This is a genomic window from Streptomyces sp. LUP47B, assembly GCF_001746295.1.
Taxonomy (GTDB): domain Bacteria; phylum Actinomycetota; class Actinomycetes; order Streptomycetales; family Streptomycetaceae; genus Streptomyces.
In genome coordinates this window covers 31,660-57,941 of sequence record NZ_MJAH01000016.1, presented here as the reverse complement: position 1 = coordinate 57,941, position 26,282 = coordinate 31,660, and the positions used below count along the sequence as shown (strand labels likewise).

27 protein-coding genes are annotated in these 26,282 nt (G+C 70.3%); 4 read left to right on the top strand and 23 right to left on the bottom strand.

Annotated features, from left to right (window positions below; genetic code table 11):
• Positions 1 to 12: 12 nt before the first annotated feature.
• Complete coding sequence (locus tag BFN33_RS38045; protein ID WP_069764774.1) at positions 13 to 1,818, bottom strand: acyl-CoA dehydrogenase; 1,806 nt, start codon at positions 1,816 to 1,818, stop codon at positions 13 to 15.
• 853 nt (positions 1,819 to 2,671) lie between these two features.
• Here BFN33_RS38045 and BFN33_RS38040 point away from each other — a divergent pair.
• Complete coding sequence (locus BFN33_RS38040; protein WP_069764773.1) at positions 2,672 to 3,640, top strand: hypothetical protein; 969 nt, start codon at positions 2,672 to 2,674, stop codon at positions 3,638 to 3,640.
• A gap of 17 nt (positions 3,641 to 3,657) precedes the next feature.
• Here BFN33_RS38040 and BFN33_RS38035 read toward each other — a convergent pair whose 3' ends face one another.
• The 12 genes from BFN33_RS38035 to BFN33_RS50555 form a co-directional block, all read right to left on the bottom strand.
• Positions 3,658 to 4,014, bottom strand: a complete 357-nt coding sequence (locus tag BFN33_RS38035; RefSeq protein WP_069764772.1) for a hypothetical protein — start codon at positions 4,012 to 4,014, stop codon at positions 3,658 to 3,660.
• Positions 4,011 to 4,247: a hypothetical protein gene (locus tag BFN33_RS38030; RefSeq protein ID WP_069764771.1), complete on the bottom strand. Its 237-nt coding sequence runs from the start codon at positions 4,245 to 4,247 to the stop codon at positions 4,011 to 4,013. Before BFN33_RS38030 ends, BFN33_RS38035 begins: the two co-directional genes overlap by 4 nt.
• A 147-nt stretch (positions 4,248 to 4,394) precedes the next feature.
• The gene (locus BFN33_RS38025; RefSeq protein WP_069764770.1) at positions 4,395 to 4,892 is read right to left on the bottom strand and encodes an NUDIX domain-containing protein; all 498 of its coding nucleotides are present in this window, start codon (positions 4,890 to 4,892) and stop codon (positions 4,395 to 4,397) included.
• A 12-nt stretch (positions 4,893 to 4,904) separates the two neighbouring features.
• Positions 4,905 to 6,182 carry a cytochrome P450 gene (locus BFN33_RS38020; RefSeq protein ID WP_069764769.1) on the bottom strand — a complete coding sequence of 426 codons (1,278 nt, stop codon included), beginning with the start codon at positions 6,180 to 6,182 and terminating at the stop codon, positions 4,905 to 4,907.
• Positions 6,179 to 7,468 (bottom strand): cytochrome P450, encoded by a 1,290-nt coding sequence (locus tag BFN33_RS38015; RefSeq protein ID WP_069764768.1) that lies wholly within the window; start codon positions 7,466 to 7,468, stop codon positions 6,179 to 6,181. The genes BFN33_RS38020 and BFN33_RS38015 overlap by 4 nt, the downstream gene beginning before the upstream one ends.
• Positions 7,465 to 8,067, bottom strand: coding sequence for an ATP/GTP-binding protein (locus BFN33_RS38010; RefSeq protein WP_370743349.1), 603 nt, complete (start codon positions 8,065 to 8,067; stop codon positions 7,465 to 7,467). The genes BFN33_RS38015 and BFN33_RS38010 overlap by 4 nt, the downstream gene beginning before the upstream one ends.
• Positions 8,045 to 8,416 (bottom strand): DUF742 domain-containing protein, encoded by a 372-nt coding sequence (locus BFN33_RS38005; RefSeq protein ID WP_069764767.1) that lies wholly within the window; start codon positions 8,414 to 8,416, stop codon positions 8,045 to 8,047. Before BFN33_RS38005 ends, BFN33_RS38010 begins: the two co-directional genes overlap by 23 nt.
• The gene (locus tag BFN33_RS38000; protein ID WP_069764766.1) at positions 8,413 to 8,823 is read right to left on the bottom strand and encodes a roadblock/LC7 domain-containing protein; all 411 of its coding nucleotides are present in this window, start codon (positions 8,821 to 8,823) and stop codon (positions 8,413 to 8,415) included. Before BFN33_RS38000 ends, BFN33_RS38005 begins: the two co-directional genes overlap by 4 nt.
• Complete coding sequence (locus tag BFN33_RS37995; protein WP_069764765.1) at positions 8,820 to 10,157, bottom strand: ATP-binding protein; 1,338 nt, start codon at positions 10,155 to 10,157, stop codon at positions 8,820 to 8,822. Before BFN33_RS37995 ends, BFN33_RS38000 begins: the two co-directional genes overlap by 4 nt.
• A gap of 48 nt (positions 10,158 to 10,205) precedes the next feature.
• Entirely contained in the window at positions 10,206 to 10,682 is a 477-nt protein-coding gene (locus tag BFN33_RS37990; protein ID WP_141758027.1) for a hypothetical protein, read from the bottom strand.
• Positions 10,663 to 11,277, bottom strand: coding sequence for an ATP-binding protein (locus BFN33_RS37985; RefSeq protein WP_069764763.1), 615 nt, complete (start codon positions 11,275 to 11,277; stop codon positions 10,663 to 10,665). Before BFN33_RS37985 ends, BFN33_RS37990 begins: the two co-directional genes overlap by 20 nt.
• Before the next feature lie 164 nt (positions 11,278 to 11,441).
• Positions 11,442 to 12,473 carry a hypothetical protein gene (locus BFN33_RS50555; RefSeq protein ID WP_079141216.1) on the bottom strand — a complete coding sequence of 344 codons (1,032 nt, stop codon included), beginning with the start codon at positions 12,471 to 12,473 and terminating at the stop codon, positions 11,442 to 11,444.
• 132 nt (positions 12,474 to 12,605) lie between these two features.
• On the opposite strand from BFN33_RS50555, the gene BFN33_RS37975 reads away from it, so the two are divergent.
• Positions 12,606 to 13,370, top strand: a complete 765-nt coding sequence (locus BFN33_RS37975) for a GntR family transcriptional regulator (protein ID WP_069764762.1) — start codon at positions 12,606 to 12,608, stop codon at positions 13,368 to 13,370.
• A gap of 22 nt (positions 13,371 to 13,392) precedes the next feature.
• On the opposite strand, the gene BFN33_RS37970 is transcribed toward BFN33_RS37975, so the two are convergent.
• Both BFN33_RS37970 and BFN33_RS37965 read right to left on the bottom strand, forming a co-directional pair.
• Positions 13,393 to 13,860, bottom strand: coding sequence for a hypothetical protein (locus tag BFN33_RS37970; protein ID WP_069764761.1), 468 nt, complete (start codon positions 13,858 to 13,860; stop codon positions 13,393 to 13,395).
• A gap of 474 nt (positions 13,861 to 14,334) precedes the next feature.
• Positions 14,335 to 15,504, bottom strand: coding sequence for a helix-turn-helix domain-containing protein (locus tag BFN33_RS37965; protein WP_069764760.1), 1,170 nt, complete (start codon positions 15,502 to 15,504; stop codon positions 14,335 to 14,337).
• Positions 15,505 to 15,638: 134 nt separating this feature from the next.
• On the opposite strand from BFN33_RS37965, the gene BFN33_RS37960 reads away from it, so the two are divergent.
• Positions 15,639 to 16,313 (top strand): HAD family hydrolase, encoded by a 675-nt coding sequence (locus BFN33_RS37960; RefSeq protein ID WP_069764759.1) that lies wholly within the window; start codon positions 15,639 to 15,641, stop codon positions 16,311 to 16,313.
• A 217-nt stretch (positions 16,314 to 16,530) separates the two neighbouring features.
• Here the strand turns inward: BFN33_RS37960 and BFN33_RS37955 are convergent, their stop codons facing one another.
• The 7 genes from BFN33_RS37955 to BFN33_RS37925 are packed head-to-tail and all read right to left on the bottom strand — an operon-like array spanning position 16,531 to position 23,678.
• Complete coding sequence (locus tag BFN33_RS37955) at positions 16,531 to 17,004, bottom strand: NUDIX hydrolase (protein WP_069764758.1); 474 nt, start codon at positions 17,002 to 17,004, stop codon at positions 16,531 to 16,533.
• Positions 17,005 to 17,035: 31 nt separating this feature from the next.
• Entirely contained in the window at positions 17,036 to 18,655 is a 1,620-nt protein-coding gene (locus tag BFN33_RS37950; protein ID WP_069764757.1) for a carbamoyltransferase C-terminal domain-containing protein, read from the bottom strand.
• On the bottom strand, positions 18,655 to 19,521 hold the full coding sequence (locus BFN33_RS37945) for an AAA family ATPase (RefSeq protein WP_069764756.1): 867 nt from the start codon (positions 19,519 to 19,521) through the stop codon (positions 18,655 to 18,657). The genes BFN33_RS37950 and BFN33_RS37945 overlap by 1 nt, the downstream gene beginning before the upstream one ends.
• A 2-nt stretch (positions 19,522 to 19,523) precedes the next feature.
• Entirely contained in the window at positions 19,524 to 20,558 is a 1,035-nt protein-coding gene (locus BFN33_RS37940; RefSeq protein WP_069764755.1) for a Gfo/Idh/MocA family protein, read from the bottom strand.
• The gene (locus BFN33_RS37935) at positions 20,555 to 21,457 is read right to left on the bottom strand and encodes a sugar phosphate isomerase/epimerase (RefSeq protein WP_069764754.1); all 903 of its coding nucleotides are present in this window, start codon (positions 21,455 to 21,457) and stop codon (positions 20,555 to 20,557) included. Before BFN33_RS37935 ends, BFN33_RS37940 begins: the two co-directional genes overlap by 4 nt.
• Positions 21,454 to 22,698 (bottom strand): methionine adenosyltransferase, encoded by a 1,245-nt coding sequence (locus BFN33_RS37930; RefSeq protein ID WP_069764753.1) that lies wholly within the window; start codon positions 22,696 to 22,698, stop codon positions 21,454 to 21,456. Before BFN33_RS37930 ends, BFN33_RS37935 begins: the two co-directional genes overlap by 4 nt.
• Positions 22,689 to 23,678, bottom strand: coding sequence for a glycosyltransferase family 2 protein (locus BFN33_RS37925; protein ID WP_069764752.1), 990 nt, complete (start codon positions 23,676 to 23,678; stop codon positions 22,689 to 22,691). Before BFN33_RS37925 ends, BFN33_RS37930 begins: the two co-directional genes overlap by 10 nt.
• 184 nt (positions 23,679 to 23,862) lie before the next feature.
• Here BFN33_RS37925 and BFN33_RS37920 point away from each other — a divergent pair, with 184 nt between their 5' ends.
• The gene (locus BFN33_RS37920; RefSeq protein WP_069764751.1) at positions 23,863 to 25,242 is read left to right on the top strand and encodes a hypothetical protein; all 1,380 of its coding nucleotides are present in this window, start codon (positions 23,863 to 23,865) and stop codon (positions 25,240 to 25,242) included.
• A gap of 273 nt (positions 25,243 to 25,515) precedes the next feature.
• Here the strand turns inward: BFN33_RS37920 and BFN33_RS37915 are convergent, their stop codons facing one another.
• Complete coding sequence (locus BFN33_RS37915) at positions 25,516 to 26,250, bottom strand: A24 family peptidase (RefSeq protein WP_069764750.1); 735 nt, start codon at positions 26,248 to 26,250, stop codon at positions 25,516 to 25,518.
• Positions 26,251 to 26,282 lie beyond the last annotated feature (32 nt).

The window sequence follows — 26,282 nt, the reverse complement described above, 5'->3', positions numbered from 1 at the left end:
GCGTGGACGGGGTCATGCGACGAGGGGCATCGGCGGGTCGGTGCGCAGCATGGGGTGGTCGTCCAGGAGCTCGCCGGGCACGGCGAAGGCCTCGCTGAGGATCAGGGCGTGCGGGGCCAGGGCCGCGATAGTGGCCTCCACCGCATCGGGCAGCGCACGGACTTGCTCGGCGGTCAGCCGTTCGTGCGCGAGCAGCTCGCCGCTGTGCGCGGCCACGTAGCGCAGGACGAACAACCGGTGCAGGTCGTGCAGAAGGCGCCCGGCCAGCGGGCCGTCGGCCTGCGTGGCCTCGGTGAGAAGTTCCTGCGCAGCCAGCCAGTGGACGTGCGCGTCGACCAGGGACAGGGCCGGGCCGGAGGCGCCGTTCCAGCGGTCCATGGGCGAGCCGACGCGACGGGCGCGCAGCCGCACGCGGGCCTGCTCGTGCCGTATGCGCTCCAGGTCCGCCAGCAGGTCGTTCAGGTGCACGGGGTCGTGCAGAGCCCTGGTGGCAGGGGCTTTCTCACCGGGGGGTTGCGGGGTGAAGCCGCCCAGCAGCATCTCCCCCGCGGCCTTGATCCAGATGACGAGGTTGTCGCCCTCGGCGGTGATGGTGCCCTCGTTGGCGGCCAGTTGGCCGGCGATCCCGTTCGCCAGGACCAGCCCGTGTCCCCCGCACCGCTCCCGGCATTGCGTCATGACCTGCCGGGCCTGCCAGGTGATCCATCCCTTGGCGATGGCCACCAGACGCTCGGCGTCGGCGCGCTCGGTCTCCACGGCCTCGGTCCACCGTCGCACGGCGGCCCGGTGCAACAGCGTGGCCGCATACGTGATGGCCATGGCCTCGATCAGCGGCCCGTGGTGGCTCCGGTGGGCCATCAACGGCACTCGCTGTTTCCTGGTCATCCCGGAGGTGAACCGCTGGTGGCCATGGCGCACGGCGACGGCCAGGGCGTGCCGCGTCACCCCCAGACTGGAGGCGCTCATGCACAGCTTGCCCATGGTGACGCGGCCGATGGAGCGCAGGAACCGCCTTCGGGGGCTGCCCAGGGTGCTGGTGAACGTCCCGTCGGGGCTGAGCCGGCCGTGGTCGGCCTGGAGTAACGCGGTGAGCGGCAGGCGGACGCCGTGGAAGGAAGTGGCGCAGTGGTCGACGGGGCTGCTGGCCGTCTGGGGCAGCAACTCCACCTCCACGCCCGGAAGGTGACGGCCCTTCGCGTCGGTCAGCGGGGTCAGGAAGAGGAAGACCCCCTGGTCCTTGCCGTCGATCATCAGGCGTGCGGCCACCAGAGCGTCCTTCGGACCGCCGGCCGAGGACGTGTTGGGCATCCACTTGCGTGCCCCCCGCGTCGGGGTGGTCAGCACGAATCCGCCCGTGGCCCGGTCGAAGGTCGCGGTCGTCTCCAACTGGGGGGCGTCGTTGCCGTGCGCATGCTCCGTGCACAGGAAGGTGCCGATCCGCTCCATCCGGAAGTACGGGCCGAGGTCGCGGTCTGTGTGGTCGTGGTCCAGCAGGCTTCCGAGGAAGAGGTTGAAGTGGATGCTGGCGATGGTGCCCGTGCCGGCGTCGGCGGCGCCCACCCACTCGTGCAGGGCCGTCAGCGCGGTCGCGTCGGTGACCAGAGCACGTGGATCGGCGATCGCCTCGTTCACGATGCGGAGCCTCTGATAGGACAGTTCGGTGCGTTCCTGGTGCGTCAGCCCCTCTTGGAAGGAGAAGAGGGTGGAGCTGAACAGATCTTTCCAGGGCCCGTGGTTCTGCTCCGCGCGGGAGCCGAAAAGGGCGAGTCTGAGTGAGGCCAGGGAGTCGGGGGCTTCAGACAGAGGGGAGGGGGTCACAGGGGGCAACGTAGCCCGAGAGCCTGCTCACCACAGCATGATCATCAACACGATTGAACGGCCTGTGCGGTGGTAGATACCCGCTCAACCGACCGTTAAATAACCTATGTTGGGGTTCGGTGACAGCACCTTATCGGCTCCGCTCGAAAGCCGTGCCTTGCCAGCGGCCCGGCAGGTCCCCGCTTCGTGAGCGGGCTGCAGAAGCGGTGACTACGCGGCCGCCGACGTGTACCGCCAAACGGCATGGTCCAGTCCACCTCTGTCGTGCCCGAGAGACGCAACGAGGCGGCGACCGTCTGGGGGAGCAGACGGGCGCGGTGGCTTTCCTCGGCGCGGGGTTGGGGTCGTCCATATCTCAGCTTTCAGAACAAGGTGTCTTGGTCCGGCTCCTCGCGGGGCAACGGCCCGACGTCGTCGCCCCTCCACTTCGCCTCCAGGTACCTTCGCCAGCCACTCGATGGGGGCCAGGGAATCCCCCATGCTGCGAGCTGCTTACGGCTCCAGCCGCCGTTGGGAGTCTGTGCGGCGGCCACTTCATCCGGGGAGGGCACGTAGTCGACCATGAGGCGATGCTGCCCTGCGCAGCCGGTGTTTCCAACGTGCGAGCTCAGCCAGTCTGTCCCGGACGCGACGCAAGCTTCGCTGTGCCACTGGGAACACGACCCCAAGGACTGGCCCGGGCAGGACTACGCAGTGATGCTGTGCCGCGCCTGCAGGTCCACCCCCGAGCAGCTGGGACTGCACAAGGTTGCGCGTGTACGGCAGTTGTCGGCGTGGACCGCGGAGTTGATCGGATACGGTCGCAACGACGCCGACGTAGCCGCATCCGGCCGACAGGAAGGGGGCGGATCTGATGACCACCGATGCTGGGCTCCCCTCGGTCAGAGAATCCCTCCAGCTCGCGCTCCTGGCGGAACCCGAAGGCAGCCCGCTCGTGGACGAACTCGCCGAAGCCGCCGCCGACCACTACCACCTCAACTACAGCAAGCACCCCGTCCCGGTGCTGTTCCGGGAGGTCCGCGCGGCCCGCACCCTGCTGGCCGGGCTGCTCGCTGCCGGCACGGACGGCACCGAGCTGCACCGCCAGGTCGGCCGCCTGTCGGGACTGCTGGGCAACCTGGCCTTCCACCTCGACGATCCGGCTGGCGCACGCACCCACCTGGGCACCGCCGTGTCGTACGCCAACCGGTGCGGTGACACGGCGCTGGCGGCGTGGGCGTACGGGGCACAGAGCATGGTGGCCCGCCACACCGGCAACCTGACCGCCGCGCTCGCGTACGCCGAGCGCGGCGCGGCCACGGCCCCCGCCGGCCTGGTCCGTGCCCAGCTGCACGCCTGGGCGCTGCTGCCCACCCTCGCCCAGCAGGGCCGCGACCAGGAGGCGAGCGCCGCACTCGACGTGGCGCTGAGCGAACTCGAGGCCGACCCGGCCGGACAGGCCCCGGGGCGTTTCGGCTTCGACGAGCCTGAACTTGCCCTGCACCAAGCTGAGGCGCACCTCACGCTGGGCCGCACCGAACAGGCCCGCTCTCGCGCTGAGGCTTCCGCGGCCGGTTGTACGACCGGCACCCCTGGATGGGCCGCCGCCACCCTGGTCCTCGCTCAGGCCGAGGCGTCCGACCAACCTTCCGATGCCGCCCAGCGCGCCCTGGACGTTCTTGAGCGGGTGCCGCCGAGCCGCTTGCGTGCCACCGCCCGCACCCGGCTGGAGCGCCTGGAGGGGCTGCTCGCCGCCCGTCCCGCCGAGCATGTGGCAGATCTGCGCGAACGCCTGCGCACTCTGCCGCTCCCCGTGGACGCATCCGGAGCAGCGTCCGCGTGACGGAGGAGGTCTGCCGGTCACTGCGCGGCGTCAGCTCTTCCTGTTGCCGGGGCCTTGTGGCGCTCTCGATGGACGGGAATGCGGTGCTCCTTGCGTAGCCGGGTGAGGGTGTTGGGGGCCACCTTGAGTTTCGCGTAGATCGCGCGCTGGGAGGCCCCGGCCCGCAGCATGGCCACGGCTTGCGCTTCGAGCTTTTTGCGCTGGGCGGGCGTGCGTCTGGCCCGGCCGGGCGGCAGGGGGATGCGGTGAGCGCGTCGGACGCGGCTGATGGCCCTGTCGCTGGTCTTCAGGCTTTCCTTGACCTGGGCGTAGGTCGCTCCGGCACGCAGCAGGGTGGCGATCTTGAGGTCGCGCTGGTCGCGCGTGCTGGTCACCGCGGCCTCCTGGACGGCCGGGTGCCGTGACGTCCGCGGGCCCGGGGCGTGGGCGCTGGGGGCCTGGACTCGGGGGACTGCGTCTGCGCTGCCTCGTCGAGGTCGCGGGCCATGTTGGTGAAGGTCACGGACCAGGTCCGGGTGAGGGTGCGGGAAATCTGCAACGCCGTGAAGCAGCCCACGAGGGTGGGAACGAGGATCGTGGCCACGGGGGCGATCCAGACGGTACTCATGCGTCTCCGTGAATGGATGGGCGGAGCCCTGCTGCCGGGCCGAAGCCAACCGGCCCGGCAGCAGGGCGGGTCCGTGCGCGGCTGATGCACGGGAGGAGCCGCGCACGGATGCTCTTGCGGCTTGCCGGAGTCGACAGCTGGCTGGCGCTACGCGGGATGCCCAGCAAGTACCTCGACGTCACCGCCGTGCAGCGCCCGCAGTGCCGCGTGGGTACGCGCTGCTGTGAACGGGGTCAGTTGCTCGTCCAGCTCGTCCGGGAGCATCCACCGCGCTCCATTGATGGAGCCGCTGAACCTGAAGGGCGTGCCTTCGTCGATGACACCGCAGTCGAAGAGGAAGTTGACTCCTTCGACCGACAGGTGCGTTGGATGCTGCTGGTGGTACATGTGGTGAACGGCCAGCAGGCGGCCCGGCTGCACTGTGATGCCGAGTTTCGCGGTGACGCTGCGGACCAGGCCGTCGAGGAGGGGTTCGTTCTCCTCGACGCAGCCGCCCGGGTGGAACCAGGGCCGGCGCTCCTCGCCCCTGAGGGCGTCCCGTGTCTTCTCGGTCATCAGTACGGCGCCGGCGGGGTTGCGGATTATGCCCAGCGCTCCCAGGCGGCGCGGGGGCGGGTTGGTGAAGTGGTCGCGTTCGGTCTGCATAGGTGTCCTCCGTCAGGCTGCGGGTGGGCCGAGGCGAACGGGCAGGCGGGTGTGCCCGTTGGTGATGATGCTGGGCAGGGGTTCCAGCTGGTCGGGGTCGACGGCCAGGCTCAGGTGCGGGAACCGTGCGAAGAGTTCCTGGAGCGCGGTGCGGATCTCGATGCGGGCGAGTTCCATTCCCACGCACAGGTGGGCCCCGTGGCCGAACGCGAGATGCTCGCGGGTGGTGGGCCGGGTGACGTCGAATTCGTCGGCGCTGTCGCCGTGCACGTTCCGGTCGCGGCCGACCGCCGCGTAGTTGATGGCAATGGCGTCACCGCGGGCGAAGGTGATGCCGGCGGCCTCGTCGGTCACGTCCTCGGCCGCGAACCTGAGGATGATCGTGGCGACGGGCGCCTGATGGCGCAGGCACTCGTCGACGACCTGGTTCCACGGTGTGGTTCCGCTCGTGGCCAGTGCCAGCTGGTCGGGGTGGGTGACCAGGTTGACCACCGCGTGGTCGATCGCGTTGACGGTCGTCTCGTGGCCGGCCCCGATCAGCAGGATGAAGCTGTCGGAGAGCTCAGTGTCGCTGATCTCGCCCGCGTCATGAGCGGCGATGAGCTGGGAGGTGATGTCGTCGGCCGGGTTTCGCCGCTTGTAGCCGATCAGCTTGTCGATGAGCTCGTAGATGCGGACCATCGCGGCCTGGCCCTCTTCGGGACTGGTCGTGGTGATGAACAGTGCGCCGACCGAGTCCCGGAAGTCGTCGTGGAATTCGTCAGGGACGCCGAGTATCAGGTTGACCGACTGGAGGGGCAGCCGCCACGCGAACCGGGCCCGCAGGTCCACCACGTCGTCGGGGCCCGCGACAGTGAGCTCGTCGAGAAGAGTGCGGGTGATGTCGGCGATCTGAGAGGCCAGGGCGCGGACTCGGCGCGTGCTGAACGCGGACGCCAGGGGGCGGCGCAGCCGCTTGTGTTCCTCGCCGTACGCGGTCAGGGCGTTGCGGACGTCGACCCAGATCCGCAGCGGCCAGTCGGCGGGGATCTCGTGGCGGATGTAGGCCGGCCAGTGCTGGTAGGCGTCCTTGCTGATTTTGGGGTGGGAGAGGAGACGCCGGATGAGGTCGGGGTCGGTGACCGTCCAGGCGGGGATGCCGCCGGGAAGGATGACGCGGACGGCGGGTCCGGCCTCGCGCAGGGCGGCGGTCTCGCCGTGGATGTCGCTTCCGGTCGGGTCGAGGAGGTAGTGCCAGCGATCGGAGGAGGTGGAGGGCGCGGAGGTGGTGGGGGTAGTGGGGGTGGTCATGCTGCTGCGGTCCTTCCGGTTCGGTTGGGGTGGGGGGTGCCGCGCTGGAAATGGACGGGCAGCGTGGCGGGGCCGGCGATGAACGGGCCGGGCAGCGAGGGAAGTTGGTCGGCGGGGACGGCCAGAGCGAGGCCGGGCAGGCGGTCAAGGGCCCGCTCCACCCCGGTCTCGCAGATGATCCGGGCCAGGTCGGGGGCGGCGCAGGCGTGCGCCCCGGCAGAGAAGCTGAGGTGTCCGCGGTTACCGGTGCGGGCCTCGGGCGGCAGGCCGAGGGTGAGGGAGGGGTCCGCGTTGGCTGCGGCGAAGCTGATCAGGATCGGGAAGCCGGGCTGAAGCCGCACCCCTTCGACCTCCTGGACGCCGTTGGCATACAGGGGGCAGTAGTTCGGGACGGGTGGCTCGTTCCACAGCACGTCGTCGAGGGCAGCGGTCACTGGCCGCACACCGGTGTGGACGTCGCCCGCGAACGAATCGTCGGTGAGGATGCGGCGCAGCCCGGACGCGATGAGTTTGGCGGGCGGCGGTCCGGCCGCGCCGAACAGCAGGATGAGGGTGGGCACCATCTCGTCGTCGGTCAGCCCTGCGGCGATCAGCGAACTGACGACGTCCCGGCCCGGGTAGGCCCGCTTGTGGCGGGTCAGGGCCAGGCACGCCCGCTCCAGCGCGGCGTTGGCCTCGGCGGCATCGGGTCCGGCGAGGAACAGGCGGGTGACCGTGTGGACGATCTCCTCGCTGAGTGCGGGTGGGGAGCCGTAGAGCGAGTTGACCGTGAGCGTGGGCAGGGGGTCGCAGTACTGCCTCACCAGATCGGCTGTGCCGACGGACGCGAACGCGTCGATCAGCTGGTCGGCGATCTCCCTGACGGTGTGGGCGAGTTGGTGGGTGTCGACCTGTCTGAGCGCTGCCGTGATGGCCCCGCGCAGTCGCAGGTACTCGGGTCCGTCTTTCCACAGGGCGTTGTCGCGCGGCGCCATCATCATCAGGGCTGGGCTGTCGGGCGGGACCTGCCCGCGGCGCAGCGCCTCCCAGTGGTGGGGGTCTTTGTGGAAGCGGCCCGGGTTGTTGCGCAGGAGGTGCAGGGCGGCGCGGTAGGTGACGGCGAGGTATCCCCACTGGTTGCGGTCGAACTCGACGGGGGCTACCGGGGCTTGGGCCCGCAGTTGCTCGTAGGTCGCGTGGGGGTTGGCGCTGAACGCCGGCCCGAAGATGGGCAGCGGACGGCTGGGGTCGACGGGCGGCTGGGGGGCCGGGCACTGCCCGGCGCTTTGCTGGGCGTGGTGGGTCATCGCGCGGGCTCCGGGAGTCTGGTGAGGAGGTCCTGGACGAGGACGATCAGCGCATCGCGGGTGCTGACGCGTGAGCGGGCGTCGCAGAACACGAGCGGGGTGTCGGGAGCGAGGTCCATCACCTCGCGCAGCCGCTTTTCGGTGTAGCGGGGTGCGCCGTCGAACTGGTTGATGGCGATCGTGTAGGTCAGGCCGAGTTCCTCGACGAGTTCGAGGATCGGGTAGGTGTCCGCCAGGTGGCGCGGGTCGCACAGCACGAGTGCGCCCAGCGCGCCGTGGGCCAGGTCTTCGAGGATGTTGAAGAAGCGTTCCTGGCCGGGGGCGCCGAACAGGTAGAGGACGAGGTGGTTGCTGAGGCGGATGCGGCCGAAGTCCATGGCCACGGTCGTGGTCTTCTTGTCGGGGAGGTCGGCGCGGTCGACGTGGGCGCCCGCGTCCGTCATCGTCTCCTCGGTCCGCACCGGCTCGATCTCGGAGATTGAGTCGATCATGGTCGTTTTACCGGCGCCCATGTGTCCGACGATCAGGATCTTTCGAGTGGTCTCGTCCCCGCGCAGCCCCGATCCGGGGTCAGGGTCAGAGCCGACGTAGTCCGGCAAGGACTGCCTCCATCGTTTCTCGGTCGGGCACGTTTTCCGGGGCGTCGAGGATGCTGCGCCCGGTGCTGATGTGGCCGGAGTCCATGAGGTCGGCGAGCAGGATGCGGATCACGCTCAGCGGCAGCCGCAGCAGCGCGCTGAGTTCGGCGACGGACTGCGCGCTGTGCGCGAGGATGTCGAGGATCGCGTTGTGCTCGTGGTTGAGGTCGCCCCGGCTGAGGTGGACAGCCGAGGGCGAGAGGCTGATCAGCAGAATGTGATCGAACGTGTTGCGGCTGGGCAGTCGCCGGCCGCCGGTGACCACGAAGGTCCGAACCAGCCGGTCACTGCCCCGTCGGGGGGCCTTCATCCCTGCTGGGAGTGCTCGCGTTGTGCAACGGCCAGGGCCTCGGGGAGCCGCTTGACGACGTCGGCCATCTTGTACGAGAGCGCTTCGATCTTCACGTCGATACCGGCCGACGCCACCAGGTGGGCGCCATGTCCTCCGGCGATGAGGAACAGGAAGCCGTCCCGGTACTGCACCATGGTCTGCTGCCAGGGGGTGTTGCCTTCGTCGCTGACGAAGGCGCCGCCGGCGCGGCTGAGGGACTGGAGGCCGGATACGGCCGCTGCGATCTGGTCGCCGAGGTCCTTGTCGCAGTCTTTGGAGTAGGCGACCGCCAGGCCGTCGGCAGACAGCAGCAGTGCGTGCCGGGCGTGGTCGACGGTGGTCAGCTCGTCGAGGATCCAGGCCACGTTGGGGCGGGATGCAGTCATCGGGGGGACTCCTCACTCGTGGGGGAAAGGGTGGACATCTGCTGGGTGTCGGCGTCCGTGTGGACGGTGCGGGTGGCCTGGACGAACGCGGCAAGGCCGTTCCCGAAGTTCGAGGGCGGCGGCTCGGCGCGGGGCAGTCTCCGGCGGGCTGGGTGTGAGCCCTGATTTCCGGTGGGCTGGCGGCTGTTGCGTTTGGCGAGCCCGTCGTCGGCGATCTCGTACTCGCCCGCGGCGGTGATCGGGCGGGTGTCCACGTGCGGGGCCGTGTTTGCCGTCTGCGGTGGCGGCGAGGCCGGTTCGGTGTGGGCCGGGGGGGTGGCCAGCACCGAGTGCGGCAGGAAGACCACCGCGCGCACGCCGCCGTGGACGGAGTGGTCTTCGTCGAGCCAGACGCGGAAGCCGTACTCCTTGACGAGCTCGCCGACGCCGAGGAGCCCGAAGCTGGGTGGAGTGCGCAGCTCGGTCAGCCGGACCGGGTGCTGTCCGGACAGGCGCCGCGCGGCCTCCTGCCTGGCTTCGAGGGACATGCCGGCCCCGGCGTCGTGGATCTCGATGCTGACGCCCTGGTGCACCTCGACGAACTTGACCTCTACCGGCGTGGACGGGGGGCTGTGGCGGGCCGCGTTGTCGAGGAGCTCGGCCACGGCCAGGACGACGGGCTCGACGAACCGGCTGGCCACGTAGTGGTTGGAGCTCCTGGGTGCTTTGACGCGGGTGTAGTCGCGGATGCGGGACATGGCACCGCGGACGGCGTCCAGCAGCGGGACGTCTTCTCGCTGCCGTCCGGGCCACATGCCTGCGATCACGCCGAGGATCTGCAGGCGGCGCTCCAGCTGGCTGCCGGCGTGGTCGATGGGCTGGACCAGGGCCAGGACTTTCGGGTCGTCTTCCTCGTCGAGGAGGCGGGTGATGCCGCCTTGCTGCTCGTACACCAGGGCCTGCACGGAGCGGACGCAGGCGAGGACCGCGGCCCGGGTGGCTGACTCGGCCTTGCTGGAGGTGTCGACCAGGAGCTGAGCGACCTGGTTGAGGACCGATTCGTGCGCGGCCGCGGTCTCGGTGTGGGCCAGGTCCTGGTGCAGCAGCGTGCCGTGCGAGGGCGGGGTGCCGTTCTGCAGCGCGTAGACCAGGGCGGGCAGCTGGGATGTGGCGAGGTGGCGGGCCTCCTCGTCCCGTGCGGCGACCTGCTGGGCGGCGTCGGCGGCCTGCTGTGCGGCTTGGGCGATTTGGGTGTCGGCGGCCCGCCACCGGGCCCGGAAGAAGAGTGCGGCCCCACTTGCAGCGGCGAAGCCAGCAGACGGCGCCCACAGCAGCGCGTCAGGTATCAGGGTCATCAGATCCTCGTGACGGAAGGACGGCAGATGGATGGGGGAAGGGGGACGTCACCTGAGGAGCGGCAGGAGGGGATGCACCATCAGGGGAGCGGTGTAGAAGCGGCCGCCTCGGCCGGCATTGCCCAGGCGGGCCCACCGCAGGTGGTCGCAGGCCGTGAGGACGGGCGGGACCTGGAGCGTGCCGCTGTCGTAGTGAGTGGCGGGCCTGCGCCAGTGCGTGCCGAGACCGGAGCGGGGCGGAAGGAACAGCACCCACTCCCCCGGCCGTGATACGGCTGCGCCGACGGGGTGAGGGCGACGGTGCGCGAGCAGGTCGACGGTCCGCCGGGCCTGCTCCTCGGGCAGTACAACGATGTCGAAATCCGCTCCGACCTCCACGTCCACGGGGCGTGAGGCCATATGGGCGGCCGGCAGCATGTCGGCCAGAGTGGAGGGCTGCCCGTGGGCACCGCGCGGTTGTCCGGCCGGGCCGGTCGCGTGCGTCCAGGGGGCCGCCCCTGCGTGCTCAATGGCTATGTGGGGCATCAGGCGATTCCTCGGTAGGGGCAGCGGCGACAGTGCCTTCGGGGGTGTGGACGTGGTCGGCTGTGCATGCGGGCAGCGGGATGCATGCCGCTACGGCCGTGCCTGGGCCGCAGGAGGTGACCGTGTAGCGGCTGGCCAGCGCGTCGACGAGGATCAGCCCGCGCCCGTGTTCATGGTCCGTATCCGTGTGGCCGGGATGCATGGGCCTGCGCGGACCCTGATCGGCGCAGAAGACCCATGTGCTGTCGGCGGTAAGGGTCAGACCCACGGTTACGCGTTCGCCGGGCGCGTGCACGACCGCGTTGGTCGTGAGCTCCGAGACGATCAGCTTCAGGTCTTCCGTGACCAGGCGCGGGATGTGCCACACACGGCAGGTTTCTGTCAGCAGGCGTCGGGCCCTGGCGGGGGTGGCGTCCGTTCGTCCCGGCAGCTGCCAGACCACGCTGAAGTACGGCCGTGTCTTCGGCCTGTCCGGTGCGGGCAGCAGCGAGGGCTTCGATGGCTGCCGGTGGGGCGGAACGCGCCGCAACGTGGTCCAGTGCACGGGCAGCAGCTCCCGCACGGTCCAGGTGCCTGGCGTGTGGTGCACGCTCATGTGATGGATTCCTGACAGGTTTCCCGGGTGGGCTTATCGGGAGGATGGGCAGCATGTGCGGGGCGATCTGCGGGTCTCGGGTGGGCGGGGATGAAGAAAGGCGCGACCGGCACTGTCTTCGGGAGACGGGGATGCCCGCTCGTGCCAGTTGCGCGCGCGGCCGGTCATGCGAGGCCCTCCCCCGGCGAGAGGACGGCGCGAACCGTCTTGCTGAGGCCGTCGGAGGCGAGGAAGTACCTCAGTTCTGCACCGAAGGCCAGGGCGTCGCGCAGACCACGGCCTCGCTCTCCGTTCAGGGCCGCCTGCGCGTCAGGGAAGGACGGGTTGGGGTCCTCGACGTCGATGAGCAGGTCTCCCTCATCGGTGACGGAGAGGTGGACGTGCATCTGGGCTGGGGCCCGGCTGCCGGGCTGGGCGTGTGCAACAGCGTTGAAGGCGAGGCGGGCGAGGACCTCGACGGCGGAGTCGACGTCGCCAGGCCACCGCCGCAGGGTCAGACGCACGCGGGCCGTCACTTTCAACTGGCGCACGCTGTCCGGAACAAGGTCGTAGGTGCCGGACCACACGGCGGCGGACCCGACGAGTGAGGGCGCACCGGTGTACACGGCGAACGCCTCGAGGTCGGTGATCCAGGTGCGCAGTGAGGCGCGGTCTGCGGGGCGGCTGGCGATTTCCTGCTCGGTCTGGGCGACGAGCCCTGTGGCGCTGCCGTCGGTCAGAGCGCGTTCGATGGTGCGCCAGCCGGTCCGGCCGCGGCGTTGGGTCGTGAGCGGGGCCAGGTCGTGCGCCTCGTGGACGGCCGTCCAGCCCTGGGCGGCGGCGAAGGTGTGCAGGGTGGCCAGCGTTCGGGTGGCGGACTCTGTGTCGCCGGCGCAGGTGTAGAGCGCGACGTGTGCCTCGCGGGTGGGGCCGCCGACGATGCTGCAGGTGGGCGGGAGGGCGATCTGCTCGACCTGCTCCTCAGCGTCGATCTCAGCCCATATGACTGATGTGCCATTTTTACGTAGGTCGTGTCCGTAGCGGTCCGATGCGTGCTGGAGAAGGCGGAAGAGGTCCGCCAGGAGGTCTTCGCTGATGGTGGCTGGCACCTGGGCCTCGATCCGGACGCAGCCGTCCGTCCGGTTCTCCACCGGACTTGTGCCGAGCGCCCTGAGCATCGAAAGGATGGCGGTGGCCTGGGCGTTCGGCGACTTCACGGAGTTCCCCCGCGTACGATTGACTACGTAGCGTAGATTTAATGCATTAGCTTGGACCTGATGCATTAACTTGTCAATCGAGTCGCCCGAACCCGGGCATCTGGGAGCCGCTGACCAGTACGGAGTCCTTGCATGGGCAACGAGGAGCCGCCGCAGCACGAGGCCGTCGCCAACGCCCTGCGCCGCCGACTCGACAGCGGCGAATGGGGAGTTGGAGAAAGACTCCCCTCCCGCGCACGGCTCGCCGAGTACTACGAGGTCGGCCCCAACGTCATGCAGAAGGCCGTGGAACGCCTCATCGCCGAGGGCCGTCTGCAGGGCCGCGCCGGATCCGGCACCTTCGTCGCCGAACCACGCGAGCGCCGCCGCATGATCCGCTCCCGGCACCGCGAACGCCGCCGCGGCAGCCCCTTCCGCGCGGACATGGCCGAACTCGGCCGCGCGGGAACCTGGGAGGCCCACTCCGAAGCCCGCACACCCGCCCCGCACGACATCGCCCAACGGCTGGGTATCGAGCCCGGCGACCCGTGCGTCCGCACCAGCTACGAGTTCCTCGCCGACACGCAGCCCGCTCAGCTCTCCGTGTCCTGGGAACCGATGTCGATCACGGGCGACACCCCCATCCTGCTGCCCGAGATGGGCCCCCTCGCCGGCAAGGGCGTCGTCGAGCGGATGCGCTCCATCGGCGTCGACATCGCCACCGCACTCGAAGTCCCCCGCCCCGGCCGGGCCACCCAGGAGCAGGCCAACCTTCTCGGCATCGGCCGCGGGGACCTGGTCCTCGTCATCGAGCGGACCTACTAMGACGGCGACGGCCGGGCAGTGGAAACCGCCGACATCACCGTCCCCGACGCCCGCTGGGAAGTGGCGTACGAATTCGGAGTGGACGCCCGGTAGCGCCGTACCGGGCGCCACGATCTCACCAGCCCCTGCCACGGGGAATCCGGTTCTGTCCGGACGCCGCAGAGCGCGCGCCATGCGGAACCCACAGCTCGCGCACCAGAGCGGCAGGCCCCGCCTCCCGCTCCGGCCATCGTCGCGCCACGGCCTCCAGCGCCGCCCGCAGCGCGGCCACGGACGTCAGTCCCTGCGATCGCCCAATCAGCCAATACGGCCCGGGCGGCGCCTCCTTGCCGTCCGGTGGCAACACCACCTCCGTACAGGATCCGCGAACGCCGGAGTGGGACGGCCACCAACTGACGGCATCCGCGGAGACGAGAAAAGACAAGGTGGGAGCGCCAGGCAATGGATTCACGCTGACCGCGCCCGGCGCAGTCAGCCGCTCCATCGCCTGCAGCGCGAGAAACCGGCAGACCGTGATGACGTCGACTCCGTCGGCCGCAGCCGTGTCACACGCGCTCGCCCGAGCCGTCCCGTCGCAGCCCATACGGTTGCCTCCTCCACCCGTGGCTCACGTGAAGGTAGAGCCGGGCAGGGCGCCGTGGGCGAACTGACAGTTCGCAAAACGTGGGCCCCCTCTCCCCAGTAAGGGCATCGGTGATGGTTGGTCGATCCCTTGCGATTGCATGTCCAGGCGACACGGAGCATGAGGCGCTGTCCACAGCCCCGGTTCCAAACTAGGTGACTCACACGGTTTGGATTGCGTCCATCGTTGCGGCCGGTGAGCCGATTAGCAACGGTCCGCCTACTGGGCGCAGTGTCACTGCGAACGCGTTACCCGCATCGAGAATCCGGAGGGTGCCGACGCGGCATCCGGCACACCAGGGTCAAGGAACCAGGAGTCGCGTTCTGGCCGCAGTGGACCGCCTCGGTACCGGCATAGCCAGATCCGGGTTCGCTGGTCAGCTCAGAGTCCAGGGCGAGGATGGTGTCCCGCCGCGTCTTCCGCATTGCGCCGTCCTCAGGCGAGCTGGAGGCGGGTGGCGAGGTCGTCGACCTTGCGGCGGAATGCGGGGCGTACGCGCAGTTGCAGGTCCTGGACCATGGTCCGGGCCGCGGGGCTGCGGGAGAGGTCCTCGGGGGCGAGGTCTTCCAGGCTGAGCAGGTGCACGAGGACGGCCGCGTCGTCGCGGCGTAGGTGGTAGCAGCGGGCGACCTCGAGTCCGAAGGTGAACTGCCGCTCCCGGCTGGGCCCGGCGAGCATCTCGATGCTCATCGCGTGCAGCGTCACGTTGGTGGGGCCGAACACCGTCCACTGGATGTTGCCTTCCCCTGCGGTCCGGGCGAGCGGGAGGGCCCGCTGTTCCAGGCGCCGGCGAGCTTGCGGCCAGTTGCAGCGCCGGGCGTCGGAGACGACTGCGACCAGTTCGAGAGCTCCTTCGACGGCCTGGGATGCGGTGCTTGCCGGGAGGGTGTGCAGGTGTGCGACGGCCTGGAGCGCGATCTCCTTGGCTTCCTCCACCGCGTCGGGTTCGTTGTGGGCGAGCAGGACGTGGCCCAGGTTCCACGACGCTGCGGCCCGGCGCACGGGATCGTCGGCCTCTTCGGCGGCCTGCATGGCCCGGTCGGCGACCACAAGGGCGAGGTCGAGCCGGCCGACCCTGCGGCAGTACGAACGCAGCAGCCCGTACAGATCGGCGGCCACGCGCAATACCTCACGCCGTGCCCGGGGATCGTTGCCGTGCCGGTGGCGTCGTACGGCGTCGTCCACGTCCGTGATCAGCCCCGGTAAGTGGTCGGCCGCCTGGGTGAAGCGATCCTTCGAGGTCTGCCAGGAGTGCCAGGCCCGCTCGACACGCTCCCGCAACCGCACTGCATCCATCACACCAGGCCCAGGCTCACGGGTGGATCCCAGCAATGCCCGGGCAACTGCCGGCGCCGCACTGACCGGGGTCGAGGGGTGGTCGATCGGTTCCCCGGCCAGCAGCGCGGCCAGGGGAACGCCCAACACTGCGGCGATCCGGTCGAGCACGTCGAGCGACGGGACCTTCTTCCCCTCCTCGATCATGTGCAGATAGCGCGGAGTGATCCCACACAGCCCAGCGACTGAAGCGACCGGCCGGTCGCCCTTCTGCTGCCGGTAGCGGCGGATGGTGCGGCCCACGGACAGGTTCGGCGACGGTGATGTCACTCCGGCGCCCCCTTTCCCGGTCCGTTCGTGTGGCGTCAGCGTAGAGGCTGGGACAGGGTCGGCACCTACGGTCCGCTCATATTCCGGTGACACGCTGTAACCCAGTCAGGCTGGGCAGTTGGGGAGGGCGCCGAATGACCGGACTGGTCCTGTGGGACGTCGACCACACCCTCATCGACACACGCGGTCTGGGCCGCGAACTGTCTGCCTCCGCGTTCCTGAAGACAACCGGGCAGCCGATGCGCCAGCAGGCGCGCATCGACGGCATCACCGAGCCGGTGATCTTCCGTGAGACAGCGAAGCTCCACGGACTGACCACAGACCGCGCGGACTTCGAGCGGTTCGCCCAGGCCCTGGCGGCGGCACATCTGGAACGTGCCGCCGAGCTCCGGGAGCGCGGCCATGCGCTGCCGGGCGCGGCCGCGGCCCTCAACGCGCTCGCCGACGCGGGCGTACGGCAGACCGTGGTCTCGGGGAACATCCGTGCCGTTGCCGAGCTCAAGCTGCAGGTGTTCGGCCTGGACGCCCCGGTCCTGTGGGAGTTGGGCGCCTACGGGGAAGACCGCGACGTGCGCGCCGACCTCGTCGGCCTGTCCCTGGAGCGCGCCCACACGACCGCGGGCGCCGCCGTGCTGATCGGGGACACTCCGGCGGACATCGAGGGAGCCCAGGCCAATGGAGTGCGCGCGATCGCCGTCGCCACCGGCCGAAGCGACCAGGCCGCCCTCCGCAGTGCGGGCGCAGAGGTGGTCCTGCCTGATCTGCGGGATACCGAACTGCTGGTCAAGCTCGTACGCAATGGTGCCTGACCACACGGGGACGGTGTCTCGGTCAGACGATGGAGCCCAGGAGCACGCTGGCGCAGGCACCTGCGAGGAGACAGTCCGAGCGGGTGGACGGTTTTGCGATCAGCACAGGGAGGCCTTCAAGGTGCCGCTGGCGCTGGGCACCAACGCCGCCACCCCCACCGTGCCCGCCATGTCGGCATGATCCTCACGGCGTACGCCCATCGGGACGGGTGAGTTCTCAGGACAGGACGATGGGCCGCTTTGGGACACGCCCTTCAGTGACGGCCGCAATCAGATCAGCGAGGCCTAGGGGGTAGACCGTCTCAGCGGTGGCCCGCAAGTCGGCGATGCTCCACCAGCGGTGCTCCCGGATGTTGTCGGGCTGCGTGGCGCGGGTTGGATCAACGTCGCCCGCGGAGACCCGGATGAGGAAGTACTTCTCGACCTGGCGGACTTCGTGGCCGCCGACCAAGTGGTTCTTGCTCCGCTCCGCGAGCTGGGGTCCGAGTTCGACTGCCTCCTCGTCGACGCCGAGCTCTTCGCCTACTTCGCGGAGCATCGCCTCGGTGTGGTCCTCCCCGTCCTCCAGCGAGCCGCCGGGCGTAGCCCAGAAGCCGCCGTTGTCGTCGTAGCCGAGGAGCAGGACGCGATCGTCGGCGTCGAGGAGGATGGCGCGGGCGGCTTCCCTCAGCGGCGGAGTGGAGGTCGTCATGCCCTCCAGTGTGGCAGCCACCAGAGCACGGTCAGGACCGCTCGACCAGGTATTCGCCAATACACACGGCGTCCAGATCGCCCGCCTGGAAAGTGGCGAGCGCGTGGGCGGGAGTCTCGACGATGGGCTCGCGGTCGTTGAAAGACGTGTTCAGGACGACGGGCACGCCTGTGAGCTGGTGGAAGTGCTCGATCAGCGCGCCGTAGGCGGGCGCGGCGGCCGGGTCGACGGTCTGGACACGGGCGGTGCCGTCGACATGCACGACTCCGGCGATCTTGTCAGCGTGGTCGGGCCGTACGGGCGGGGCGAGCAGCATGAACGGGCTGAGCCGGTCGAGATCGAACCAGGCGCCGGCGTGGTCGGCGAGGACGCTCGGTGCGAATGGCCGGAACGCCTCGCGGTGCTTGATCCTTTCGTTCAGGGCGTGTGAGCTGGCTGTGGTGCGGGGGTCGGCGAGGATGCTGCGGGCACCCAGTGCGCGGGGTCCGAGTTCGCTGCCGCCCTGGAACCAGCCGATGATCTTCCCTTCGGCGATCATCTGGGCGGCTGCGTGGGCGATGTCGCTCTCGCGACGCCACGTGAACGGCGTCCGGCGGCGCTCGACCAGCCCGGAGCGGGGATCCCGGCGCAAAGCCTGCTCGATCTCCTCGCTTGTGTAGTCGCGGCCGAAGTAGTCGCTGGACAGGGGTCGCCGGGGCAGGTCTGCGGTGAGCCGGTGCCAGGCGTACAGGGCGCAGCCGAGGGCCTGACCGCGGTCGCTGGCGGCGGGTGGGGCGAAGTAGCCGGTGACCGGGTCCAGGCGGTGGAGTTTGTCGGCGGCGACGCAGTTGAGGGCCACGCCGCCGGCGAAGCACAGGTTGCCCAGCCCGGTTGCGGCGATGGTCTGCTCGGCGAGCGCGCACAGGACGCGCTCGGTCTCGGCCTGGACGTATGCGGCCGCGTTCGTGGCGAGTTCGTGCGCACCGCGGCTGTCGTATGGGCCGAAGTCGAAGCCGGTCCGTGCGGCGAGGTCGGCGATGCCGGAAGCGTGGGTACGAGTGAGGCGTCCGTGGACCTGGGTGTCGGCGACGTCGAAGAGCGGTGCGAGGTACAGGGACGGGTCGCCGTACGAGGCGAGCGCCATGGTCTTGCCGGCCTCCTGCTCGTGCCAGCCCAGCCAGTTGGTGAACGCTTCGTAGGTCGCGCCGATCCCGCCAGCGCGAGGCCGCCTTGGCGGGTTGCCGCCCAGGCGTTCGAGGCCGTCGGGGGTGGCGGCGTAGTAGGTCTCGGTGTCGTTGTTGTTGCCGCCGCCGTCGACGACCAGCACGGTCGCTTCCTCGTACGGGCTGAGGCAGTAGGCGGTGTAGGCGTGGCTGAGGTGGTGGTCGACCGGGAGAATCTGTTCGCGGTCGATGCCGAGGTGCGCGAGGCCGGTCTCGGTCCGGGTGGGTGGGGTGCGGCCGATGCCGCTGACGGCGATCAGGTCGACGTCGGTGAGGGTAAGGCCGGCGGCGCGCAGGCAGTACAGCAGGGAGGCCTCGAAGCCGGGGCTGTAGCGGGTGCGGTTGAGGCGCTCCTCGCTGATCGCGACCATCACGGTGTCGGTGATCAGGGCGGCGCCGCCGTCGTGACCGAGGTTGATGCCGACGACGCAGGGGGTGGTGCGGCTCATCAGGCGGCCCTCCTGTCGGAGGTGGCGAGCGGGTTCCACAGCCGGGTGTGTCCGTCCTCATCGCGGTGCAGGGCGCCGAGCTGGCAGAGCTGGACGGTGCCGCCGCGGTGCTCGAACGCCGAGGTGAAGGGGTGCCCGAAGGCTTCCAGCCCTCCGAGTTGCGTGTAGGTGTCGGCGAACTGCTCGTCCAGCGCCGGCCGCGCGGTGGGCGTGGGTGCTGAGGTGAGGCGCCGCGCCATCTGGTCGAGGCCCGCGTCCGTGAGCACACCGGCGACCTGTGCGAGGACCGCTTCTCGGCTGGCTCCGTCGGTGTCGATGATCGCCGGTGGGATGGGGCACAGCGTGGGCGCGATGTCCGTGTAGAAGGTGTGCAGCCGCTCCAGGAGTCCTTCGTCGAACCACTGCTTCCACCTGGGGAGTTCGGCGACCTTGCCCCGGCGGGTAAGGCTCTGCTCGGGGCTGACCAAAAGGATCGCGGTGCGGACGGTCTGCGGGAGTTCGGGGGCGATGCGGCGGGCGTAGAAGTCGCGGGCGGTGCGGTACGGCAGGGAGTCTTCGGTCCGGGTCGCGTAGCAGTAGGCCAGTGCGCCGAGGTGATTGCGGTCGGAGATGATCAGACGGGTTGCCTCGTCGGTGGCCAGGCGGCGCATGGCGCGGGCCTTGGCGAGCTCGTGCCGCAGGAACCACAGGGAGTGTCCGGCCGGGCTGGGGTGCACGGGCGCGGACAGGCCGCAGGACAGACGGGCGTTCGGCTCGCTGAACCAGACGGTGTCGTCGCCCAGGGCGCACACCATGCGGGCGAGCAGGGAGGTCTTGCCCGCTCCGGGCGGGCCGTCCAGGACCAGTACGGGGGCGTCGTGGGCCACGATCAGATCTCCTTCCGTGTGCGGATGCCGGGTCGGGCGAGGCCGGCCAGGGCGAGGGCGAGGTCCTCGACGCGCAGCGCGAGGTCGGCGCTGGTCGGCAGGTCGGCGGGGTGCTGCCCGGACAGGCGGGCGTCGACGGCATTCCACATGGCGGTGAACGGGTCGCCGAAGCCGCTGGTGGTGCCGTCGGCGGTGGTGAGCCGGGTGCTGGTGGTCGGCTCGTAGGGGCGGGCGAAGTCGATGGTGGCGGCCGCGGCGGTGTCGGCGAGGTGGATCTGTTCGCGGAAGACCCCGGCTGGACTCGCACGGATGACCAGGGTGAACGGCTCCCCCGCGGGTCCTTCCGTGAGCGCGTGGAGGGACTGCCCGGCGGGATCGAGGCGGCACGCGCCGGCGGTGATACCGGGGACGGCCAGCACGAGTGCGGTCAGCAGGTGGTAGCCCTGCCACAGCAGGATCTGCAGCGCCGTCACCTGGTGTGCCTCCAGGTGCTCGGGAACGGGCTGGGGCGGGTCCTGAGCGAAGGTGTAGGGCGCGAAGCCGGGCGGGAGCAGGCGGCGGCGGGTGGCTTCGTCGACGCCGTCGGCTTTGACCAGCCAGCCACCGGTGGGCTCGGGCACGTGGGCGAGAGCCGCGTGCACGGCCGGGTCGTGGGCGCGCATGGCACCGACCTCCAGCAGCAGACCTGCGTCCTTGGCCCGGGCGGCGAGCTTGCGGGTGCGGACGGCGTCCAGGCAGACCGGTTTCTCGGTGATGACGTGGACGCCGGCGTCCAGGGCCTCCTCGATCAGGGAGTCGTGCACGCCGGTGAGGATCACCAGCGCGTCGGCGTCGGCCAGGAGGTCACCGATGCGGGTCGCGGTGCGGGGCACGGCGAACTGCGTCTGCGCGGTGCGGGCCCGGGCGGGGTCGCGGTCGGCGACGGCAATCACGTCGAACGCGCCAGACGCTGTGAGCAGGGGGAGGTGGAGGCCGAAGGCGGCGGCGCCGCATCCGGCGACGGCGAGCCGCCACGGCCGCCCGGTGGTGGGGGTCATCGGGCTGCCTCCGCGAGGGTGAAGCAGTGGGTGGCTGCGTGGTGGGACCGGCGGGCGATCTCGCCTGCGGGCAGGGCCCGCAGGTCGGGGTTGAACAGCTCTACGCTCACCGGGCCGGCGTATCCGGCCCCGGTCAAGGCGTCGGCGAAGGATGGCCAGGCCAGCGCGCCGTCGCCGGGGAACAGACGGTGGTCGTCGGTGAGTTCGTCTGCGGTGCGGCCGTTGGGGATGTCGGCGATCTGCACATGCGTGATGCGACAACCGAGCGCGGTGAGGTGGACCGGGTCGGCGCCGGCGGCTGCCCAGTGGAATGAATCCACCAGCAGCCCAGCACTGTCCGTGCCGGTGTCGTCGAGGAGTTCGGCGAGCTGGGGCAGCGTGCCTGCGACCGGATGCGTGCCGTCCAGCTCGGGTGGCAGCCCGGTGTGGATGCTGACCGCCTCGACGGCGAGCCGCACGCCGTATGCGGCGGCCGCGGTGGCGAGGTAGGTGATCCGCTGCCGTGCCAGGCCCCGCGCCTTGGCAGTCTCGAGCCGGGAGCGCGGGTTGAGGACGGTCGTGGCGACGGTGCAGCCCAGCGCGGCCATGACCTTCAGCCGTTCGTCCAGACCGATCAGGCACGCGTCGTAGGCGTCCGGGTCGACCAGCAGCGGGGCGGGCAGGACAGGCCCGGCGGGCAGGATGCCGCTCGCGGCCGCCACGCTCACGCCCAACTCGGCGAGCAGCTCGCGTAACGGTCCGGGGCCGCAGGCCTGGGCCTGCTGGATGGAGACCTCGACCGTGGGGAATCCGGCGCCCGCGGCCAGGGCGAGGAACTGCGGCAGCGGGAGGCCGGAGAGGGTCGCCGGATTGAGGCAGGGCACGACGCGTGCGGCGGCATCGGTGAGGGCGGCGGTCATGCCGTGGCCAGCTTTCCGTCCAGCAGCTGCTCACGCAGCATGCCCAGGTCCTCCATCACGTCGGCGATCACTCGCCGGACGCATCCAGCATCGATGGGGTTGGTCCCGGAGCTCTGCACGATCGCCTGCCAGGGGTCGGTCAGGTCCCGGCCGGACTGGGAGACCAGTGCGACGGCGCACTCCAGCCCGGTCTCCTCATGCAGCCGGCGTGCGGCCTCGGCGGCCGCCAGGTTGTAGAGCTTGCCGACGTGGTAGACGGGGTTCTTGCCGGAGACGCCCTCGGCGGACCACGGCCTCAGCATGCTGATCAGTCCGTTGGAGCGGTTGCCGCGGCCGACGACGCCTTCGTCACCGGACTCGATCGACGAGCCGGTTGCCGTCAGGTACAGCTCGGGACGGCTGTCGTCGTCGCGGGTGTTGATCCAGACGGTGGCCTGATGCTCGGGCGCGATCCGCCCGGCGAGCTCGGTGATCAGGTCGCGGGCCAGGGTCCGGCGGGCGATGTAGGTGCCCAGGTCCGGGGTCTCGCGGGCAATCTGCGGCATGCAGGCGGTCAGCTGCACGCGCGGGCCGTGCCGGACGACCATGAGTTTGATGTCGCTGCCGTAGTAGGGGTGTTGGGCGCGGAACGCCTCGCTCGTCAGGTGCTCCTCGATGCCGAGGGCAAGCTGCTCGGCGATCCCCAGCGGCCAGGAGGCGACCCCGGCCGAGGTGTCGTTGCTGAACAGTCGGTGGCGTTCGGCGAGGTCGTCCAGGGTGCGCGGGGCGAACCACCGCTGCCGGGAGGCTTCCCGCTGGGCGGTGGCCGGGTCGCTGACGGCTCCAGGGCTTGAGGCCTGCGTCAGTCGCGTCCGTACCTGAACCCACCGTTCGGCGTCGAGCAGCGGCAGCGCGCTCGCGAGGTAGCCGCGGGCAGCGGTGGTGACGATGTCGGTGGCCGGGATGGCGTGGTCGCCGAGCGCGGCGGTGATGCGTCCGTTGACCAGGACCTGGACGGGCGCGGTGAGCTCGCCGTGTCCGAAGCGCACGTCGGCGGCCCCGCCGAGCAGGGACGTCTTGTCGGTGTTGTGGTGCAGAATCGCCCCGAACTCCGCCAGGCAGTAACGGCTGTAGGCGCGGGAGATCGCCTCGGCCACACCGTCGGCGAGGGTGTCGGGGTGGCCGGCGCCCTTGCGCTCGACGACCTCGGCGCCCAGGAGGGCAGAGGCGGCGGACAGTCCGGTGGTGGTGATCACGTCCATGCGTGGGTCTCCTTCATGGGGGCGTGCTGGGCAAGGGCGACAGGGCGTCGTCCGAGCAGCCGAAGCCGGCCGCGTTCGAGGTGATAGGCGCCGATCCGGACCAGGTCACGGGCGGCTTCGACCGCGCGGGAGCGGTCCAGGAAAGTCCAACCCGCGGCGAGGTTGATGACGGCGGCGTGCACGGCTTCGCGGCCGGCCTGGATCGCGGCGGGCTCCACTGTCACGCTCAGGTGCATCCGGGCGACGCACACGCCGTGCCCGGCGCCCTGGCGGACGAAGTAGCGCAGCGTCGTTTCCGGGCGGTAGACCGGGTGCGAGGCGATAGCGGCCGGCTCGATGAGGGTCTGGTGGCCCGCCTGTCGGGCCCTGTCGATGAACTCCAGGTCCTCGCAGTCCCCCATCCACCGGCCCCGGCGCCCGAGGTCCGTGCGGAAGAGGCCGATATCGAGCGCGGTCTGCCTCTCGAAGAGCAGGTTGCAGCCGGTGACCCAGTACGGCCACACGGCCACCACGCGCCGTTCGGGCCAGTCCACCGCGCCGTGGCACTCGCGCAGCGCCTTCGTCAGCGCCGTGACCTGACCGCCCGGGTAGGTGACGTGAGTACGGCCGCCAACGGCGAACACCTTCTCCTCCTCGATCGCGGCGACGAGGGCCTCAAGCCAGCCGGGTTCGGGGGTGATGTCGGGGTCGGTGATGGCGACGTACGTGCCGCGGGCAGCGCAGATCCCGCGGTTGCGGCCCGCGCTCAACCCGGGGGTGGGCTCGTACAGCACCCGTACGGTGAATGGCCAGTCGCCGTCACGGACCGCGTCCGCGATCGGCCTGACGGGCCCGGGCAGGTCGTTGTCCACGACGACGACTTCCAACTGCGCTTTTGCCAGCGTCTGTTGGGCCAGGGCATCAAGCAGGCTCCGTACACTTCGGGTGTTTCCGCGGGCGCTGACGACCACGGAGACCAGCGGCGGTTTCGGATCGGGCATGGGCACTCCCTCCTCGCCTGGGGATCAGGGGGTTGGCGTTCATGTCACCGCTCGCACCCCACAGCCGGGAAGAAAAGGGCTGTTGCGGAGGTGTTGCGGACCGTGTGCCGAAGTTCTGCACAGCGCGTGGACGACTGGCTACCGTGACGGAGCATCAGGGAGTGCGTGTCGAGGGGGAGCCACGATGTCCGACCAGTTGTTACCTCACCCGCTGGCCGCTCTGCGCGCCGAGCTCGGGCTGACCGGCGAGGGGTACCTCGACCGACTCGACGACGTGCACTGGGCCCTCGGCTATGGCCGGATGGCCAAGAGCCGACAGAAGGTCTCCCGCTGGGAGAATGGCGTCAACTCCCCCGAGCTGCCTGCCCGCTACGCCATGGCCCGTCTCCACGGCATCCCCCGGGAGGCCGTCACTGAGCTCGGCTGGCCGGATTTCCTGCTGCTGGCCTTTCCCGATGACCGTCCCGTTCTCGACAGCCCCTGGACCCTGGCGGGTACCGTGACAGCAGTAGCCGCTGCCACTCGGGGAGGCTCCATGCAGGATCGACGGGGATTTCTCATTTCCAGCGGAGCCGCACTGACCGGCTTGGCGACGAGCTGGAGCCTCGCACTCAACGAACCGGCCGAAGCCGTACCCGATGTCCCGGCCGGCGCCTCTGCCACGAACCCCCGCCTCACCCGGGCCCTGCTGGACACTCTGGAGCAGCGCCTGGACGACCTGCGCCGCCTCGACGACGTCCTCGGTGGCGCCCGGCTTCGCCAGACAGCCGTAGCCGAGTACGACCTCCTTGAGGGGCTCGCCAAGCAGACCGGGCAGCACGGACCGCTCGAACACCGTCTGCTGTCCCTGCTCGCCGAGTCCGCCCGTATGTGCGGCTGGCTCCAGTTCGACTCCGGACGCCACGCCCGCGCCCAGCGCTTCTACATCACCTCGCTACGTGCCTCCGCGAGTGCCGGCGACCACCAGGTCGGCGCCAACACCCTCGCCTTCATGGCGATCCAGGTCTATTCCGAGGGCAACCCCCAAGACGCCGTCGCCCTGGTCCGCACCGCCCAGGACGCCACCGTGCGGCGCTCCACCCCGCGCGTGAAGTCGATGCTCCACGCCCGTGCCGCCCGGGCTCTGTCCAAGACTGGCGATCGCACCGGGTGCTGGCGGGAGCTGGACGCAGCACGGACCGAATACGCCCGCGGCCCCCACGACGACGACCCGTCGTGGTCGTACTGGCTCAATCCGGGCGAAATCGAGATGCTTGCCGGATCCTCCGCACTCGATCTCGACGACCCTCGCCGCGCCCTGACCCACTTCGAGCAGGCGCGCCATGTCCAATACTCGGCAGACGGATACGCACGCGACTACGTCCTCTATCTCACCCGCACCGCTCGCGCCCATCTCCGGCTGGGTGACCTGGACGCTGCTTGCGCCGTTGCGACGGACGCCTTCACCCAGAACGTCACTCTCAACTCCTCACGTCCGTCGGAAGCCCTCGATGACCTGCGGGGCGAGTTGGTTACCCACCAGCAAGTCCGGGCTGTTCGGGACTTCCTACAGCTGAGCGCATAGGAAGTTCAACGCGGGAGATGCACGTTGCATCGATCGAGGCACTGACGAGCACGACGCTGCGGCACACTGGCGGCGCGGACCACGAGACGGTGGCGTACATCGCGTGGGCGGAGAGCTTGCCGGTCGGCGAACTGGACTTCTGGATCGCTTGTTGGAGGCGGGTGGGGCCGGCCCGCCCAGGGCCCCGCCGACGTCGCGTGGACGCTGGAGATGTTCCCTTCTCCACTGCCCCACCCCCGACCGAGTGCGACTGACGCACGCGTCGTGCCGTAGTCACTGGGTGCGGGAGCCCAAGAGGATGCCGAGGAACGCGCCGGCCAGGAGGAACGGGGCGAACGCGATCGTCGTCTTGCGTCCCGCGCGGCGCGCGAGGATGAGGCCGACGCCGTACAGCGCGCCGAACAGGAACCCGGCGAAGGTGCCGATCATAAGGATGCCCCAGCCGTACCAGCCCAGGACGGCCCCGAGCGCCGGGGCGAGTTTCACATCGCCGAACCCGAAGGCTCTGGGGTTGATCAGGAACAGCACGAAGTAGCAGGCGCCGAGCGTGAGAGAGCCGAGGAGCGCGGTCCTCCAGCTGCCGCCGGCACCGGGCAACAGCGCTGCCCCTCCGAGTCCGGCGAGCGCGGACGCCGTGAGCGGCAGGACCGCCACGTCGGGAAGACGGTGCACCGCGAAGTCGACCGCGGCGAGGAGCAGGGCGATCGGGGCGAGCAGCAGCCACACCAGCAACTCGGGACGGGTCCCAACGGCGGCCGCCAGTACGGCGCAGACCACGGTCATCACCAAGGTAATGGCGGGCGTGCTCGGCCCGAACGTATCCCCGCTGGTGCAGCGGGCCCGCCCCAGCCACCCGTTCCCCATCCCGTCGAGCCGGTGCCCTGCCGGGCAGGCCGTCCGCCACGGTTCCTCCGGCGGCACAGAGAGCCGGTACGCGGCTCGCGGTATGAGCGGGCCGGTGCTGGAACCCCATAGGACGGACAGGGCGGTGATCCAGAACGTCTCCACCGAACGAAGCCTAAACTCAGGACGGTTCGGAT